General features: G+C 67.9%; 11 protein-coding genes, 1 tRNA gene and 1 pseudogene. 6 read left to right on the top strand and 7 right to left on the bottom strand.

The features are described 5' to 3' along the window. Positions 1 to 44 precede the first annotated feature (44 nt). The gene (gene ettA / locus QE452_RS09095; RefSeq protein ID WP_125993999.1) at positions 45 to 1,724 is read right to left on the bottom strand and encodes an energy-dependent translational throttle protein EttA; all 1,680 of its coding nucleotides are present in this window, start codon (positions 1,722 to 1,724) and stop codon (positions 45 to 47) included. Between the two features lie 141 nt (positions 1,725 to 1,865). Here ettA and QE452_RS09100 point away from each other — a divergent pair, with 141 nt between their 5' ends. From QE452_RS09100 to QE452_RS09115, 4 genes are all read left to right on the top strand, one after another. After that, positions 1,866 to 3,308 carry a M20/M25/M40 family metallo-hydrolase gene (locus QE452_RS09100; RefSeq protein ID WP_309658084.1) on the top strand — a complete coding sequence of 481 codons (1,443 nt, stop codon included), beginning with the start codon at positions 1,866 to 1,868 and terminating at the stop codon, positions 3,306 to 3,308. A gap of 130 nt (positions 3,309 to 3,438) precedes the next feature. Continuing rightward, a complete protein-coding gene (locus QE452_RS09105; protein ID WP_125993025.1) occupies positions 3,439 to 3,705 on the top strand; it encodes a hypothetical protein in 267 nt (88 codons plus the stop codon). A gap of 140 nt (positions 3,706 to 3,845) precedes the next feature. Next, positions 3,846 to 3,921 (top strand) — tRNA-Ile (locus tag QE452_RS09110). 150 nt (positions 3,922 to 4,071) lie between these two features. After that, positions 4,072 to 4,281, top strand: a complete 210-nt coding sequence (locus QE452_RS09115) for an Arm DNA-binding domain-containing protein (RefSeq protein ID WP_309658083.1) — start codon at positions 4,072 to 4,074, stop codon at positions 4,279 to 4,281. A 354-nt stretch (positions 4,282 to 4,635) separates the two neighbouring features. On the opposite strand, the gene QE452_RS09120 is transcribed toward QE452_RS09115, so the two are convergent. The 4 genes and pseudogenes from QE452_RS09120 to QE452_RS09135 all read right to left on the bottom strand — a co-directional run bounded on the left by QE452_RS09120 (position 4,636) and on the right by QE452_RS09135 (position 7,962). Continuing rightward, positions 4,636 to 4,836 (bottom strand): hypothetical protein, encoded by a 201-nt coding sequence (locus QE452_RS09120; RefSeq protein WP_309658082.1) that lies wholly within the window; start codon positions 4,834 to 4,836, stop codon positions 4,636 to 4,638. A gap of 62 nt (positions 4,837 to 4,898) precedes the next feature. After that, positions 4,899 to 6,050 carry a DUF1501 domain-containing protein gene (locus QE452_RS09125; protein ID WP_309730535.1) on the bottom strand — a complete coding sequence of 384 codons (1,152 nt, stop codon included), beginning with the start codon at positions 6,048 to 6,050 and terminating at the stop codon, positions 4,899 to 4,901. Beyond that, positions 5,971 to 7,650: pseudogene (locus QE452_RS09130) on the bottom strand (DUF1800 domain-containing protein). Before QE452_RS09130 ends, QE452_RS09125 begins: the two are co-directional and overlap by 80 nt. Positions 7,651 to 7,749: 99 nt before the next feature. Further along, the gene (locus QE452_RS09135; protein WP_309658080.1) at positions 7,750 to 7,962 is read right to left on the bottom strand and encodes a hypothetical protein; all 213 of its coding nucleotides are present in this window, start codon (positions 7,960 to 7,962) and stop codon (positions 7,750 to 7,752) included. Between QE452_RS09135 and QE452_RS09140 the strand changes: the two genes are divergently transcribed. Then, complete coding sequence (locus QE452_RS09140) at positions 7,946 to 8,914, top strand: phosphatase PAP2 family protein (RefSeq protein WP_309658079.1); 969 nt, start codon at positions 7,946 to 7,948, stop codon at positions 8,912 to 8,914. The two genes, QE452_RS09135 and QE452_RS09140, sit on opposite strands and share 17 nt — an antisense overlap. Next, entirely contained in the window at positions 8,901 to 9,641 is a 741-nt protein-coding gene (locus QE452_RS09145; RefSeq protein WP_309658078.1) for a fatty acid desaturase, read from the top strand. The genes QE452_RS09140 and QE452_RS09145 overlap by 14 nt, the downstream gene beginning before the upstream one ends. Here QE452_RS09145 and QE452_RS09150 read toward each other — a convergent pair. Further along, complete coding sequence (locus tag QE452_RS09150; RefSeq protein WP_309729957.1) at positions 9,541 to 10,845, bottom strand: glycosyltransferase; 1,305 nt, start codon at positions 10,843 to 10,845, stop codon at positions 9,541 to 9,543. The two genes, QE452_RS09145 and QE452_RS09150, sit on opposite strands and share 101 nt — an antisense overlap. Positions 10,846 to 10,920: 75 nt before the next feature. After that, positions 10,921 to 12,018, bottom strand: coding sequence for a CAP domain-containing protein (locus tag QE452_RS09155; RefSeq protein WP_309729960.1), 1,098 nt, complete (start codon positions 12,016 to 12,018; stop codon positions 10,921 to 10,923). Between the last annotated feature and the right edge of the window lie 49 nt (positions 12,019 to 12,067).

The raw sequence follows: 12,067 nt of genomic DNA on the forward strand, positions 1-12,067 counted from the left end.
ACCCGGTCCCGCGCCACCATCGACGCGGGACCGGTACGCTCAGGTCAGCGGGTCAGCTTCTTATAGGCCAGACGCGTCGGGCGATCGGCGGCGTCGCCCATGCGGCGGCGCTTGTCCTCCTCGTACGACTCGTAATTGCCCTCGAACCATTCGACATGGCTGTCGCCTTCGAACGCCAGGATGTGCGTGCAGAGGCGATCGAGGAAGAAGCGATCGTGGCTGATGACCACGGCGCAGCCCGCGAACGTCTCCAGCGCCTCTTCCAGCGCGCGCAGCGTCTCGACGTCGAGGTCGTTGGTCGGCTCGTCGAGCAGCAGGACGTTGCCGCCCTCCTTCAGCATCTTGGCCATGTGGACGCGATTGCGCTCACCGCCCGACAGCTGGCCGACCTTCTTCTGCTGGTCGGGACCGCGGAAGTTGAACGCGCCGACATAGGCGCGCGTGCCCAGCTCCTGCTTGCCGAAGCGGAAGACCTCCAGCTCGTCGGAGATTTCCTGCCAGACATTCTTGTTCGGATCGAGGTGATCGCGGCTCTGGTCGACATAGCCGAGCTTGACGGTCGAGCCGATGTCGATCGTGCCCTCGTCCGGCTGTTCCTGCCCGGTGATCAGCTTGAACAGCGTCGACTTGCCCGCGCCGTTCGGCCCGATCACGCCGACGATACCGCCCGGCGGCAGCATGAAGTCCAGGCCTTCGAACAGCAGCTTGTCGCCATAGGACTTGGTCAGCCCCTTGGCCTCGATCACCTTGCCGCCCAGCCGCTCGGGGATCTGGATCAGGATCTGCGCCTTGCCCGCGACGCGGCTCTCCTGCTTCTCCATCAGCTCCTCGAACGCGCGGATACGCGCCTTCGACTTGGTCTGGCGGGCCTTGGGGGTCTGGCGCATCCAGGCGAGCTCGTCGGCGATCGCCTTCTGCTTGCCGGCCTCGTCGCGCTCCTCCTGCTCCAGCCGCTTGGCCTTCTTTTCCAGATAGCCGGAATAGTTGGATTCGTAGGTGTAGTAGCGGCCGCGATCGAGCTCGAGCACCCAGTTCACGACATTGTCGAGGAAGTAGCGATCGTGGGTGACGAGGATGACGTTCCCCGCATATTCCTTCAGGTAATTTTCCAGCCACGACACGCTTTCGGCGTCGAGATGGTTGGTCGGCTCGTCGAGCAGCAGGATGTCCGGCTTCTCTAGCAGCAGCTTGCAGAGCGCGACGCGGCGCTTCTCGCCGCCCGACAGGCGGGTGACGTCGGCATCGCCGGGGGGGCAGCGCAGCGCTTCCATCGCCTGTTCCAGCTGGCTGTCGAGCGACCAGCCGTCGACCGCGTCGATCTTGGCCTGGAGATCGCCCATCTCCTCCATCAGCGCGTCGAAATCGGTGTCGTCCTGCGGATCGCCCATCTCGGCGGAGATGGCGTTGAACCGGTCGACCAGGTCCGCGACCGGACGCACGCCGTCCTTGACGTTGCCCATCACGTCCTTGGTCGGATCGAGCTGCGGCTCCTGCGCCAGATAGCCGACGCGGATCCCCTCGGCGGGCCAGGCCTCGCCGACGAAGTCGGTGTCCATGCCGGCCATGACCTTCATCAGGGTCGACTTGCCCGCGCCGTTCGGGCCGATGATCGCGATCTTCGCGCCAGGAATGAACTGGAGGTGGATGTTGTTGAGAACGGGCTTGTTGGCGCCGGGAAAGGTCTTGGTCAGACCCTTCATGACGTAGGTATACTGAACGGCCATGATGGGCGCGCGGCTCCGTGTTGGATTGTGCGGAATGTGACGGCAGAGATAGCGACCCGCCCGCCCCTTGGCAACGCGGGGGCTTGTCGGACCGGGCGCGGGGGCCTTACGCCCTGCACCGGAACACGAAAAGGGAATGCCATGAAAACCGCCGCCCTGGTCCTGCTGCTCGCTTCAAGCCCACTCGCCGCGCAACGGCCCGCCGCGCCGCCGCCGGGCGGCCCGACCACCGCCACCCGCCCCCGCCCGACGCCGCTGCCCGTCCCGCCCGATCCCAAGGCGGCGGCCCTGCGCGACAAGGCGCTGACCGACGACACCGCCTATGCGCTGGTCGAGGGGCTGACGACCGAGGTCGGGCCGCGCATGACCGGCGGCTCGGCGCGCCAGGCCTATGCCCGCGACTGGGCGGTGGCGCGGCTCAAGGCACTGGGCTTCAAGAACGTCCGCATCGAACCCTATACGCTGAACAATGTCTGGGAGCGCGGTGCCGAGACGGCCGAGATCGTCGGCCTCTATGCCCAGCCCCTCCACATCACCGCGCTCGGCAATACGGGCGCGACCCCGGCCGAGGGGCTGACCGCGCCGGTCGTCTATTTTGCGACCTTCAACGACCTGCTGCTCGCTCCCGCCGGCAGCCTGGCTGGCAAGATCGCCTTTGTCTCCAACGCGATGGAGCCGACGCAGGATGGCTCCAGCTATGGCAGTTCGGGCTCCGCGCGCTTCGTCGGCCCGAACGTCGCGGCACAGAAGGGCGCGGCGGCCCTGGTCATCCGCTCGATCGGCACCGACCATGGCCGCGGGCCCCATGCCGGCACGACCAATTTCGATGCGGGGGTCACGCCGATCCCGGCCGGCGCGCTGTCTGTCGCGGATGCCGAAAATCTGGAGCGTATGATCAAGCTGGGCAAGCCGGTGACGATGAAGCTCACCCTCACCCCCCGCTTCGTCGGCGACCGCCAGTCCGGCAACGTCGTCGCCGAGGTGCCGGGCACCGATCCCAAGGCGGGCATCGTGCTGGTCGGCGGGCATCTGGACAGCTGGGACCTCGGCACCGGCGCGATCGACGACGCGTCGGGCGTGGCGATCACCGCCGCCGCCGCCAAGTTGGTGATGGATGCCGGCCGGCCGCGCCGCACGATCCGCGTCGTCTGGTTCGGCGACGAGGAGATCGGCGGCTTCGGCGGTGAAGCCTATGCCAAGGCCCATTCCAATGAATATCACGCCACCGCCAGCGAAAGCGATTTCGGCGCGGACCGGGTGTGGCGATTCGAGACGAACTTCGATCCCGCCGCCAAGCCGATCGCGGACCGGCTGGCGGTCACGCTCGCCCCGCTCGGCATCGTGCGCGGATCGGGCACGGCGGGCGACGGCACCGACATCGCGCCGGTGGTCAAGACGGGCGTGGCCGGGGTCGACCTCAACCAGTCGGGCCTGCGCTATTTCGACTATCACCACACGCCGGAGGACACGCTGGACCGGGTCGATCCGGCGCAGCTTCGCCAGAACGTCGCGGCCTGGACGGCGATGCTCCAGATCGTCGCCAACGCGCCCGAGACGATCGCGCCGGTCACCCCACGTCGTTAACCTCAGTTGCGACAGGACGTTACCGAGAGATGAATTTTGGCGATTGACCGGACGAACCGGTCCGCTATTGCGGCCGTTCGCGACGGCTATCGGGTCGGCCGCGAGATTTGCTATGCTTGGGAGCATTTGAATGAAGAAGATCGCTTTCGTTCTCGCTGCCGCCGGCCTGATGTCCGTGGCCGCCTGCTCGAAGTCCCCTGAGGCCGCTGCCGTTGAGAACAACGCAGACATGATGGCCGACAACATGGAAATGCAGGCGGACAACATGGACGCGCTGGCGGACAACACCTCGAACACCGCTGCTTCGGCCGTGCTCGAGAACGCTGCGGACAACATGAATGCCGCTGCCGACAACGTCCGCGACGCGGGCGAGGCGAAGGCCGACAACATGCAGTAATGCCGGTGGCGGGCCGGTTGTTCGGCCTGCTGCACGCCATTACGGCAAAAGGGGCGCCTCCCATCATGGGACGCGCCCCTTTTTTATTGCTGGCTCTCTTTTTATCCTATCGCGGCTGCGCTAGCGAGCGTCCGAAGGTGGGGCCTGTAGCTCAATGGTTAGAGCTGGCCGCTCATAACGGCTAGGTTGCGGGTTCGAGTCCTGCCGGGCCCACCATTGCGACCTATCATGCCGGACATACGGCATCTTAAGGCTGCCGGCCTCTGCACATACCCCGCACGTTTTTCATTCGCTCTCATGCGAGCTCTCCAGCGCGTAACGCTTGGGGGTACCAGTGCGGGTATCGAATCGTAGATTGGGGGTATCGTGCCGCTGACCGATGCCGAGGTGAAGAACGCCAAGCTTGGATCGGCCCCCCGCGATTTGGCGGATGGCGGCGGGCTCTACGTCTCCCCGAGCAGGGCCAACTCATTCCGTCGCAAATACCGCTTCGACCCCAAGGAGGAGCGGCTGACTGTCGGCCGATACCCGGAAATTTCGCTGTCCGAAGCGCGCGAGCGCTGCGACGCTGCCTAGACCCACCCGTTCGCGTACTCTTCCCCCAGCGTCCAAGCTGAGCGTGAACGACAGGCTGCGATCGAAGTCGGTATGCGGTAGAGAGTTGGCCGTAGCCGGGCATCCCCTCCACCCTTATCGGATCGACGCTTGCCAGTATCAGAGGAAGAGGTACCACCCGTGCTGGCGCTCAGCGCGCAAGATAACCTTCTTCTACCGCCAAGGAAGGGCCGTTCCGCCGCACCGATCTCGCCACGCGTCGCCGAGAGCAAGAGGCCGCGCCGATGGAGATCGCTTGGGGATACCATATCGCCGATCCAGCATTGGAGATGCTGGATCGGCGATAGGATTTCATGCCCGCCTCAAGATGAGGGATCAGCTCGGATGTGCCTCGCTTTCGGCCATGGCGTCGCCGCTCAGCGTGGGGACTGCGGCCGATGCGGCGTCCGGCTCCTCCTCGGACAGTCGCAGTTGCTCATAGGCGATCTCCAGATCCTGGACGCCCGATCCGGTCGGCTGGATCGGCAGGTCGGCAAAGCTTTCGGGTTCATGGGGCGTGTGGGTCTGGTCGTGCATCTTGGCGCTCCTTCGTAATGGGGTCGGAACGCGCGGCGACCGGGAATTGTGTCACGCGGCGATCAGATCAGGTGCAGATCCTGCGGCCGCACCTGCGGGAAGAGCGAGGCGATCCGGGCCTCGGACAGGCCGAACTGGCGCTGGACCAGACCGCCGATCAGCGCGCGATAGTCGGTCAGCACGGGCAGGTCGCGCTGCTGGTTGAGCGTCGCCTCGCTCAGCGCCACCTGCTCGCCGGCCATCCGCCCGCCCGACAGGCCGCCGCCCATCACCCAATAGACGCTGCCATGGCCGTGATCGGTGCCGCGATCGCCATTCTCTCGAAAGGTGCGGCCGAACTCCGACACCACCACCACGGTCGTCGTCCGCCACGCCGCCGGGCCGATCGCGTCGACGAAGCCGGCCAGGCCGCGCCCCAGTTCCGCGATGCGATCCGCCAGGTAACCGGTCGCCCCGCCCTGGTCGACATGGGTGTCCCAGCCGCCGACATCGACAAAGGCGAGGTCGAACCGATCGCGCATCACCGTGCCGATCCGCCGGGCGGACAGTTCGAACCCCTTGGCGCTGACCGCGCCGCGACTGGCGGCCGCCATCTCGCCCTGTAAGGCCTGGTAGACGGTGTCGCGCACCTGAAATCCCTCGGCGACCGCGCCGCGCAGCAGGGGATCGTCCTGATACATCGCCGCGATCAGCCCGGCCATGCACGCGTCGATCGGCTTGCCGACATTGGCCAGCGCCAGGTTGGGGACCGGATTGACGCCACCATGGAAGCAGAGCGGCAGCTGGTCGGTAAAGGCGATCGGCCGGTCGTTCCGTCCCAGGATGGTGGCCAGCCGCGCCATGAAACCCGACCCATAGTCGCGATGGCCGCCGACCGGCTGGCCCAGTTCGATCGTGTCCTGCGTCTCGAAATGGCTGCGCGACATATCGTCGGTGCCGGCAAAGGGGATGAAGGCCAGTTGGCGCAGGCCCCACAAGGGCAGGATGCTGTCGCGCAGGGCAGGATGCAAGCTCCAATCCGCATCGAGCGGCGATGGGGCGGCGGCGTCCAGCGGTTCGGGCCGGCTAAGGCCGATCGTCGGCCGCGCCTGATGATAGAAATCGGCCCCGGTCGGCGCGACGATGTTGGCGGCGTCATAGGCCCCGCGCAGGAACACGACCAGTAGCCGGCTTCCCGCCCGGGGCGCGGCATAGGCGCGACCCGCGACCACCATCGGCAGCGCGGTCGCCGCACCGCGCAGGAGATCGCGGCGATGGACGGGACAGCCGCGAGCGGCTTGGGAGATCGACATGGTCCGGCTCCTTCAGCGGCGCATGAATTCGGGCGAGGACAGGAACAGCATGTTCCGCGCCTTGGGTGATCCGGCCTGGGCCAGCGACGTCTGGGTCGGGCCACCCAGGGTCGCCGCGATCCCCTTGTCTTGAAGCATGGCCTGCAACGGCGGAACGGCCGGGGGCCCCCTCCCCATGCCGGTCGCTTGGAACACGGCCGGCCACGCCGCCCCCGATCTGCCGCGCGATGTCGAAACGCGTCGCCATCTGTCCCGGCGCCGACCAGGCGGAGGCGACTAGCCCATAGCCGTCGGGCGTCGGATGATCGTACAGCCCCTCCCCCATCCGGTCGATCCAGCGAGCGATCGGCATCGCATCGTCGATCACGCGGTCGCCATAGGCGAGCCGCACCGCCGACAGGGCGTAATGGACCGGATCCTTGAAGCTGCGCCCCAGCGTCGCCGCGAATTCGGGCGCGCGGATCATGGTGCGCATCACCTGCGCCATGTCGCCATGCGTGCGACGGAAGGTCGCGGCCATGCGATCGACCAGCGCGGGCGGCGGGGTGTCGCCGACAAAGGCGGTGGCGAGTCGGAGCGCGACGTGATGCGCGGTGGCGGGCGCGGCGGCGATCAGGTCCAGCGCCTGCTCCACCTCGGCGAAGCCCGATCCCTTGATGACATGCCCTAGGAAATGCTAGTCGCCGAAATCATGCCGCGCCGGGTTGAAGACGAACAGGCCGGCACGGACATAGAGCGGCCGCCATTCCGGCTTCAGCCGCGGCGGATCGGGCTTGAGGTCGATGCCGACACCGGTCAGGATGCGCGCGAGTTCCTGCACGTCCTGCTGCGTATAGCCCGCGCCGACGCCCATGCTGTGCAGTTCCATGATCTCGCGCGCGTAATTCTCGTTGATATGGCCGACCGCATTCCGGTCGTTATCCAGATAGCGCAGCATCGCGGGGTGCTGGAGCGTCGCCTGGAGCAAGTCGCGGAACCGACCAAAGGCGCGGTCGTGGAGCATCTGCTCATAGTCGCCGATCATCGCGCGGATATCGCGCTTGCCCGCCTGCACGTTGAAATAATTGACCCAGAACCAGGTCATCTGCTCGCGAAGCTGGTCCGGGGCATAGAGGTCGCGCAGGATGGAGCGGTGCCGCGCCTCGTCCGCCAGACCGGCCATCGTCTTCTGATACGCGCTCCGCGCAGCCTTGCGCTGGTCGGAATCGGTCAGCGCGTTCGCGGCGCGGCTCTGCGCCTCCTGCTCGACGACGATTTGCGCCATGGTCTCGCGACTGATCCGCATCGCCGCCACCCGATCCGCGGCGGCGGGCGGCAGCGACACATCATCGCTGGCCAATTGGCGATCGAGCCAGCGCCCCGGTCCCGGACGATCCCCCGCCACGCCGGCCGGGACTGGCCCCCAGGTCAGGCGCGACGCCCAGTTCCAATCGCGCGCCGATATCGGTTCCGCAGCCACGGGCCGGGTCAGGCAGGTCGCCATGATCGCGATGCCGGACAATGATCGGGCGAAAGCAAGCATCGCTCAGCCTGTTCCATGATGGATATAGCGCAGACCGCCATAAAGGATCGTGATGAACACAGGCTGATTTCGCCCTATGAAATACTTGTCACCCCGGCATTATGCCTGTTGCTGTTCCAAAACTGTCCGCCAACATCGCAACATAGTGCCGATCCGTGCGGACTTGGCGTCGATTTGCCAGCCTGCTTGATCGAACGACGCCAGCGGATCATCCGATGCGACGCCATCACCCTGAAATATCGCTTTTTCCCAGCCACTTCCCGGCACCGACGCAGGGACGTGGCGTTCTAGGGCGATGGTCGCTTCCCGCATCAGCCCCGCTTCCCGCCGTGACACGGCCGGGGCGGCGCGCCGCTTCTCCTGGTGGCTGCTGGGCGTGATGACGTTGATCTGCCTGTTCACCTGTATCGGCCTGGGATTCCGGATCGATCCGGTACGCGCCGTGCCGCCGCTGGCCACCCTGGCGCTGCTCGCCGCCGCCGGCTTCTGGGGACAGGGCAGCGGCCGCGACCGGCTGGCGATGGGCGCAGTCGCGTTTCTCCAGATGACGCTGTTCACGATCGTCGGCGTGGTCTTCGCCTATGCGTTGGCGGCGCGGGCGGGGCCGTTATGGGACATGCGCTTCGCCGAGGCAGACCGCTGGCTCGGATTCGACTGGCCGGCCGTCTTCCAGGCGGCGGACCAGGCCCCGTTCGCCTTGTGGATCGGTGGCTTCGCCTATCACAGCCTGACGCTCCAGATGGTCGTCGCGATCGTCGCGCTCAGCGCCTGCGGACAGGCGGAACGCCTGGCGCTGACCGTGGCGGCGGCGATCCTGGCGGGCTTCGTCACCATCGCCCTGTCCGGCGCGGTGCCGGCGATGGGCAATGTCTTCGACCCTGCCGGCTATCGCCATCTCTGGCCATCGATCGCCTGGATGGAACGGGATTTGATCACCGGCCTGCGCGACGGCAGCCATCGCACGCTGGACCTGACCCAGCTGATGGGGATCGTCAGCTTTCCCAGCTATCACGCGACCTTGCCGGTCCTGCTCGCCTGGGCGCAGCGCGACATCCGGGGCCTGCGCTGGATCGCGCCGATCTGGGCGGGCGTCACGATCCTTGCTACACCGCTGTTCGGCGGGCATTATGGCGTGGATGTGATCGCCGGACTGGCGCTCGCGCCGCCGGCTCTGATCGTCGTCCGCAGCCTGTTCGCGGTCGACCGACCGCAGCCGGTGCGAAACCCTCGATCGCCCCTGGGAGTGCGCGATGCCGTTGCCTGACCGCCGCGCCCCGGCCGCCGATACGCTGCCCGGCCTGATCCTGGCCGGGGGGATCGCCCTGGCCTGGGTCACGATCCATGTCGGCGGCATCTTCTTCTGGGAATGGCGCTGGTCGACCGCGCCGATCGCCATGGTCCTGATCCTGGTGCAGGCCTGGCTCAGCACCGGGCTGTTCATCGTCGCGCATGACTGTATGCACGGATCGCTCGCGCCCCGCCGCCCGAACGTGAACCGGATCGTCGGGACGCTGTGCCTCGCCGCCTATGCCGGCCTGTCCTATGGCGCGTTGCTGCCCAAGCATCATGCGCATCATGCGGCGCCGGGCACCCCGGCAGACCCCGACTTCCACCCCGATGCGCCGACGCGGGCGCTGCCCTGGTTCGTGCGCTTCTTCCGGGGATATTACACGCATGGGCAGATCGTGCGGATCACGATCGCCGCGATCCTCTACATGCTGCTCGGCGCGTCGCTCTGGTCGATCGTCGCCTTCTGGGCGGTGCCCGCGCTGCTGGCGTTGGGGCAGCTGTTCCTGTTCGGCACCTATCTGCCCCACCGGCACGAGGCCTTGCCCTTTGCCGACACGCACCATGCCCGCAACAGCCGCCTGTCGCCGACCCTGTCGCTGCTTACCTGCTTCCACTTCGGCGCATGTCATCACGAACATCATTTGAGTCCGCAGACGCCCTGGTGGCGGCTGCCCCGCCTGCGTCGCGCAACGCCGCGCTGATCGTCGCCGCCGCAAAGGCCGCGCCGCCGGCCGCGCGCATCCCGGCCGCCAGCCGCCGGGCCGAGGCGCGATAGCCGGGTTCCCGGATCACCGCCGCCAGCGACCGCGCCAGCCGCTCCTGGGTCAGGCCGCGCATCGGCACCACCCGCCCCGCCCCGACCCAGGCGAGCCGCGCGGCGGTGCCCGGCTGCTCGAAGGCGATCGGCACCGCGACGATCGGCACGCCCGCCGCCAACGCGTCGAGCACGGTGTTGAAGCCACCATGCAGCACCGCCGCGACACATTGGCGCAGCACCGCCTCCTGCGGCCAGAAGGCGCGGACCAGCGGGTTGCCGGGCAGCGCCGCCGCCTCGGTCGCGCTCAGCCCGCCGCCATGGCCGATCACCGCGCGCGCCCCGATCGCGGCACAGGCGGCGGCCATGATCGCCAGCAGGTGGCGTCGCGCCCCCTGGAGCGTGCCGAGTGAACAGAAGATCAGCGGCCGACCATCGTCCGGCAGGTCGAGCGGCGCCGGCGCCCCCGCCCGCCACGGCGCGCCGTAGCGGAAGCTCGCCGGCAGATAGTCGCGCGGATAGTCCAGCCCGGCGGGACATTGCGCCACCTGGACCAGCGGCTGCGCGTCCGCAATTCCCCAGGCGCGCCGCCGCTCGCCCAGCACCCGGTCGATCGGCCGCATCAGCACACCCGACACCTGATAGCCGCCCCGGTTTCGGAACCGCCCCAGTCCATCCGCCCGGTAGCGCCAGCCGAGAAAGGGGGGCGGCACCTCCGGCTCGCGCAACAGCGGTAGGCCGGTGATGCTGCCGACCAGCGGCAGTTGGAGCCGCGCGGCGATCAGCGGCCCGGCCGGCTCGGCGGCATCGGCGATGATCGTGTCCGCGCCGATCCGGGCCAGCACCATGGGCGCCCGGTCGAGCAGCAGCGCGGTCATGGCGGCGGTCGCGCGGATCATCCGGGGCAGGCCGATCGGCCCGGTCGGCGCGGCCAGCGTCGCGTGATAGGCCGCAAGACTGACCCCGCCCCGCCCCTCAATCGCCGCGAAGCCGATCCGCGGATCGTCGACCAGCCCGGCCGCCTCGCCCAGATGGACCATCGTCACCCGGTGCCCCAGACGCACCAGTTCGCCGCCCAGCACCTGGAGCGGGTTGAAATGCCCCGGCGTGGGCGGTGCGATGATCGCGACATGGCGTGGTTCGATCGGCACGCACCCTCGCGTTATCAGGCACTTATCAACCCGATCCGCTAGAGGCCCGGCCCCGGCCTGTCCAGCCGATGCTCGTTAATCGACGATGCGGAACGTATAGCTGTACGACCGCGCGACGCCGCGCACCCGGACATTGTCGATCGTGACGCTGTACGTCACCTTCCGCCCCAGCCCCACCACCTTCCACTGGATGTTGTTGGGCAGGCCGTAACCGATATTGTCGAAGCTGATGCTCGACACCGGCAGCGCCGCGCCATCCTCGCCCACGACCCGGATCGTCGCGGCGGCATAATCCACCGCGCTGTTGTTGCCGGCGCGGCTGGTATCGATGATCGCGGAGAAGGACAGCAGAGCGCCGGTGTCGAAATAGCGCGCGGGATAGTCGCCCTGCGGATAGGCGACGAAGCCAGGCAGCGCGGCGGCGTTAACCGCCGGGGCACTCGCCTGGCCGAAGACCTTGAGCGAGGTGGCGTCGGTGCGGTTGGCGCCGTCCGTCCCCGCGACCCGGCCATAGGCGATGCTGGTCAGGAAGGGGGACAGGATCCAGCGGCGATGACCGACATTGTCGGCGACGATGTTGCGCACCTCGGTCATCCAGCCGGCGAAGATAGTGTCGGTCGGGGTGAGCGACAGATAGGGCGACGGCACCGCGCCATAGAGGTTGCTCGACCCAGCACCGGCCGCGCCGCTGGCGGTATAGCATTTCCAGCTGGTCGGCGGCGTGTGGCTGAGCTGGCCGTTCGCCGCCATCATCAGCGCCGACTCCATCGCCTCCGCCTGATCGGCATCGGAATAGGTGACGGCGGGCAGCTTGTGCAGCGCGCGGATGCCGTTGATCACCGCCAGCGCCTCCGCCCGGACATTGTCGCCCAGCGTCCCCGCCTTGCAGTTGGCCACGTCCGGCTGGACCGTATAGCTGGCCGCGATCCCCGCCGCCCAGGCGGTCGGGATGCTGGCGGTCGGCGTGGGACTCGGGGTGGGTGACGGCGTCGGTGTCGGTGCGGCGGTGGGGGTCGGGCTAGGCGTGGAGACCGGCTGCGGCGTCGGGGTGGCCGCGGGCACCACCGTCACCCCCGTGCCGGCGCCCGACGCATCGCCGCTCCCGCCACCACAGGATGCGAGAAGAGGCACCAGGATCAGGGCCTGCCAGGCCATGGTCGAACGCAGCCGCATCATTTCCGTCCCTGTTCCGGGCAGAAACGGATCCGCCGCGCTTGATGCG

Source organism: Sphingomonas sp. SORGH_AS_0438, from assembly GCF_031453475.1.
Lineage (GTDB): Bacteria > Pseudomonadota > Alphaproteobacteria > Sphingomonadales > Sphingomonadaceae > Sphingomonas.

What these genes read in the sequence shown, in the direction of transcription:
- ettA (WP_125993999.1), bottom strand. Translation starts at nt 1,724, where the DNA reads ATGGCCGTTCAGTATACCTACGTCATGAAGGGTCTGACCAAGACCTTT.
- QE452_RS09100 (WP_309658084.1), top strand. Translation starts at nt 1,866, where the DNA reads ATGAAAACCGCCGCCCTGGTCCTGCTGCTCGCTTCAAGCCCACTCGCC.
- QE452_RS09105 (WP_125993025.1), top strand. Translation starts at nt 3,439, where the DNA reads ATGAAGAAGATCGCTTTCGTTCTCGCTGCCGCCGGCCTGATGTCCGTG.
- QE452_RS09120 (WP_309658082.1), bottom strand. Translation starts at nt 4,836, where the DNA reads ATGCACGACCAGACCCACACGCCCCATGAACCCGAAAGCTTTGCCGAC.
- QE452_RS09125 (WP_309730535.1), bottom strand. Translation starts at nt 6,050, where the DNA reads ATGGTGGTCGCGGGTCGCGCCTATGCCGCGCCCCGGGCGGGAAGCCGG.
- QE452_RS09140 (WP_309658079.1), top strand. Translation starts at nt 7,946, where the DNA reads ATGGTCGCTTCCCGCATCAGCCCCGCTTCCCGCCGTGACACGGCCGGG.
- QE452_RS09135 (WP_309658080.1), bottom strand. Translation starts at nt 7,962, where the DNA reads ATGCGGGAAGCGACCATCGCCCTAGAACGCCACGTCCCTGCGTCGGTG.
- QE452_RS09145 (WP_309658078.1), top strand. Translation starts at nt 8,901, where the DNA reads ATGCCGTTGCCTGACCGCCGCGCCCCGGCCGCCGATACGCTGCCCGGC.
- QE452_RS09155 (WP_309729960.1), bottom strand. Translation starts at nt 12,018, where the DNA reads ATGCGGCTGCGTTCGACCATGGCCTGGCAGGCCCTGATCCTGGTGCCT.